This window comes from Nostoc sp. CHAB 5715, assembly GCF_020829685.1.
Lineage (GTDB): Bacteria > Cyanobacteriota > Cyanobacteriia > Cyanobacteriales > Nostocaceae > Nostoc.
The window spans coordinates 1-3546 of record NZ_JAIVFR010000800.1 but is presented as its reverse complement, the minus strand read 5'-3'; the positions used below and the strand labels follow the sequence as shown (position 1 = coordinate 3546).

Below are 3546 nucleotides of genomic sequence, written 5' to 3'. Positions count from 1 at the left end.
AATACCTTCAGGTAATTCTTGGGGTGGGACGATTCCCGGAATTTGACACAGATACTGATAGTAATAGTTGGCGATATCTCGTCGGCGATCATTCCAAATATCTAAATAACGTAGCTTAATCTGCAAAATAGCTGCTTGGAGAGCATCCAAGCGGCTATTTACACCGATTTCTTCATGTAAATATCTAATTCTACTGCCATGATCTCGTAGTATTCGTAGTTTAGTGGCGATCGCAGGGTCATTAGTCGTTATTGCCCCGCCATCGCCACAACCACCAAGATTTTTGGTAGGGTAGAAACTAAAGCAACCAATATGTCCAATGCTTCCTACTTTTTGATTAGCCCACATTGCCCCTGTAGACTGAGCGCAATCTTCAATTATTGACAAATTGTGAGACTGAGCGATCGCCATCAATGATGTCATATCCACAGGTTGTCCAAATAGGTGAACCGGGATAATCGCTTTAGTTTTGGGTGTAATCACCGCCGCTACTTGCTCAACATCCAAATTAAACGTAGTAGCGTCAATATCAACGAAAACAGGCTTTGCACTCACGGCGCTAATTACTTCAGACGTAGCAATAAAGGTGAAAGGCGTTGTAATCACTTCATCGCCTGCACCAATGTTCAAGACTCGTAACGCTAAGTAGAGCGCATCAGTACCAGAATTACAAGCCACACATTCAGCAACAGTATTATAAGCAGCAAACTGTTGCTCAAAGCCTTCGACTAAGGGGCCGCCGATATAGCGGCCAGAAGCCAGAACCTCTAAGACAGCTGCACTTACTTCTGCTTCAATGGTGGTGTATTGCTGCTTGATATCAAAGGCAGGGATAGGATTTACACTTTGGATCATGAGTTCTTATTTTATTGGAAGATACAAAGGATGCACTTCGGGAGTCAATTTTTGCTAATTGAATTGTTAATCAAAAAGGAGCTACTAAAAGACTATCGCCCAAGATACGCATCTATTAGGGTTTTTACTTAAATTGTGACGCCAGAAACTACCGCACATTTAATTTACAGATAATAAGCATACTAGGTGTTTGCCATGTTAAGGTTGTACCATTTTTGAATTTTGAATTGATAAAGGTGATATATATCAACCAAGATCCAACACATTGGAGCAAAGTTCCTCTTGTGTGGGCTGCTTTGAGAAGAAAATACCAGGAGATAGAGAACCTATGCAGGAGTTGATCAAGCTGGATTTCGTGGATTTAGCTATTGCTGTGGGATTGATGGCGATCGCCATTGGTTTATCTGCCTGGGAAAAATTAGGACTAGAGTTAAACTTAGCCCTTGCTACTGGGAGAACCATCTTACAACTACTTGTATTGGGATACATTTTAGATTTCATCTTCGCTTTGGACAATGTTTGGGCAGTTTTGGCGATATTAACAATAATGCTGACAATTACGGCGATTGTCGCACGAAATCGGATCAGCCAAAAAATTCCTTATGTATTGCCTTTGGTGTGGGGTGCAATTTTAATTAGTACTGCCCTGACAGTGCTTTACACCAACTTCTTAATCGTTCAACCAGAAAGATGGTATGAACCACAGTATGTAATTCCCCTAGCAGGGATAGTCTTAGGTAATGCTACCAATGCATCTGCGATCGCAGGCGATCGTCTTGTCAGCACCATTAATTCCAGCCATCTCGAAATAGAAACCCATTTGAGCCTAGGTGCAACGCCCCAGCAAGCAGTTAGCCAGTATCGCAAAGACGCCATCAGAGCCGCATTGATTCCGACTCTTAATCAAATGCTCCTCATCGGTATGGTGGCAATACCAGGAATTACCACCGGACAGCTATTAGCTGGTGTGAAACCTTTGGATGCTGTATCCTACGAAATTTTAATTATATTTATGGTTGCTTTCGCTAATTTGTTGACAACACTTTTAGTCACGAAGGGGTTGTGTCGTCAATTTTTCAATTCTGCCGCGCAGTTAGTCAGGTAATGACATTTTTAATAAAAGGTAAATTAGAATGGCATTTAGTAATTACAAAAGTATTAGCGCAGTAATTAAAAAATTTCAAATCAAATATGTACAGTCTAATTTTATACTAGAAGTAGAGTTTCCAGTTAAACAGGCTTTCAAAGAAGAATTAGATTTGTTATTTACCGATGGAGTTATTGATAATTCTGAAGATGCTATTTGTGAAAATCTCATCTATCCAGTATTGAAAGAAGTATGGAAAAATTACCGAAGTAAATTAACACTTTGGAGTCATGAAACATTAGTTTACGATGAAGATTTATCAGGCGTTCCAGATTATACGGTAACACAGCGAAATCCTTTGGGTACGATTGTTTTTGATAAACCTTATTTTTTGACGGTTGAAGCTAAACAAGACAAATTTGAAGAAGGCTGGGGTCAGTGTTTAGCTGAAATGATCGCAGTGCAGCGAATTAATGATGATTTTGCCAGCGATATTTTTGGGATTGTTTCTAACGGTAAAATATGGCAATTTGGAAAGTTGATTGCTGATGTATTTACTCGGAATAGAAATTTGTATGTAATTCAAGATTTAGATAAATTATTTGGGGCGGTTAATTATATTTTTCAACAATGTGAATTAAAAATACAAAAACAATAACATTGTGTCATCTCCCGATGAAATTAGAGCGATTATTTGTTTTATGAAAAAGTTAAGGTTCAAAACCTTGCCCCTTGTGGGCGAAAGAATCTTTGTCTTACTCGGTAGGTAGAAACCCCACCCTTGTGGGTGGCTGAATTTAATTTTGAATTTTGAATTTTGAATTTTGAATTGATTCATTTTTCCATGTATGACGATACCTGTCGATTCCTTGCCGAAAATTTCTCAGCCGATTTTGCCAGTTGGCTGCTGGGAGAGTCCATTACGCTGACGGAGCTAAAACCCTCCGAACTCTCCCTCGAACCCATTCGTGCAGATGCCTTAATTCTACTTGAGTCTGATGATTCCGTCCTACACCTGGAATTTCAAACCCATCCCAAACGGGATATTCCGTTTCGTATGTTGGATTATCGCGTGCGAGTTTATAGACGTTATCCTGACAAAAGAATGCGACAAGTCGTAGTGTATCTTCAGCCCACTCGATCTGATCGCGTTCGGCAAACCAGTTTTTCCCTAGAGCGCACTCGTCATGAATTCGATGTAGTTTGCCTGTGGGAGCAACCCGCAGCCTTCTTCCTAGAATACCCTGGACTGCTTCCCTTTGCTACTCTGGGTCAAACAACTGATCCAGAGGCAACATTGCGCCAAGTTGCACAAACCATCAACCAAATTTCAGACCCAATAACCCAAGCCAATTTGACAGCTGCCTCAGCAATTCTTGCTGGGATAAAATTAGAGGATGAGGTTGTTTATCGTATATTGAGGAGAGACATTATGCAAGAATCAACCGTTTACCGTTCTATCCTGGCGGAAGGAGAAGCAAGAAAGCAACGAGAAATTGCTGTTAATCTTTTGCGCCAAGGAATAACAATCAACATTATTGCTTCTGCAACAGGCTTGTCTATTGAGGAGGTGCAACAACTACAACAGCAGATTACCAAATCTC

4 protein-coding genes are annotated in these 3546 nt (G+C 40.4%); 3 read left to right on the top strand and 1 reads right to left on the bottom strand.

Translation table 11 applies throughout. The features are described from left to right. The coding region (locus LC574_RS31510; RefSeq protein WP_229457500.1) for a DegT/DnrJ/EryC1/StrS aminotransferase family protein at positions 1 to 855 on the bottom strand (855 nt) is incomplete at its 3' end. 328 nt (positions 856 to 1183) lie between these two features. Between LC574_RS31510 and fetB the strand changes: the two genes are divergently transcribed. The 3 genes from fetB to LC574_RS31495 form a co-directional block, all read left to right on the top strand. Then, positions 1184 to 1960 carry an iron export ABC transporter permease subunit FetB gene (gene fetB, locus LC574_RS31505; RefSeq protein WP_229457499.1) on the top strand — a complete coding sequence of 259 codons (777 nt, stop codon included), beginning with the start codon at positions 1184 to 1186 and terminating at the stop codon, positions 1958 to 1960. Positions 1961 to 1988: 28 nt separating this feature from the next. Beyond that, positions 1989 to 2600, top strand: coding sequence for a hypothetical protein (locus LC574_RS31500; protein WP_229457498.1), 612 nt, complete (start codon positions 1989 to 1991; stop codon positions 2598 to 2600). A 186-nt stretch (positions 2601 to 2786) separates the two neighbouring features. Further along, positions 2787 to 3546, top strand: a 760-nt coding sequence (locus LC574_RS31495; protein ID WP_229457501.1) for an Rpn family recombination-promoting nuclease/putative transposase, incomplete at its 3' end; no start/stop codon positions are given.

Coding starts and splice junctions, on each gene's coding strand:
- fetB (WP_229457499.1), top strand. CDS start 1,184: ATGCAGGAGTTGATCAAGCTGGATTTCGTGGATTTAGCTATTGCTGTG.
- LC574_RS31500 (WP_229457498.1), top strand. CDS start 1,989: ATGGCATTTAGTAATTACAAAAGTATTAGCGCAGTAATTAAAAAATTT.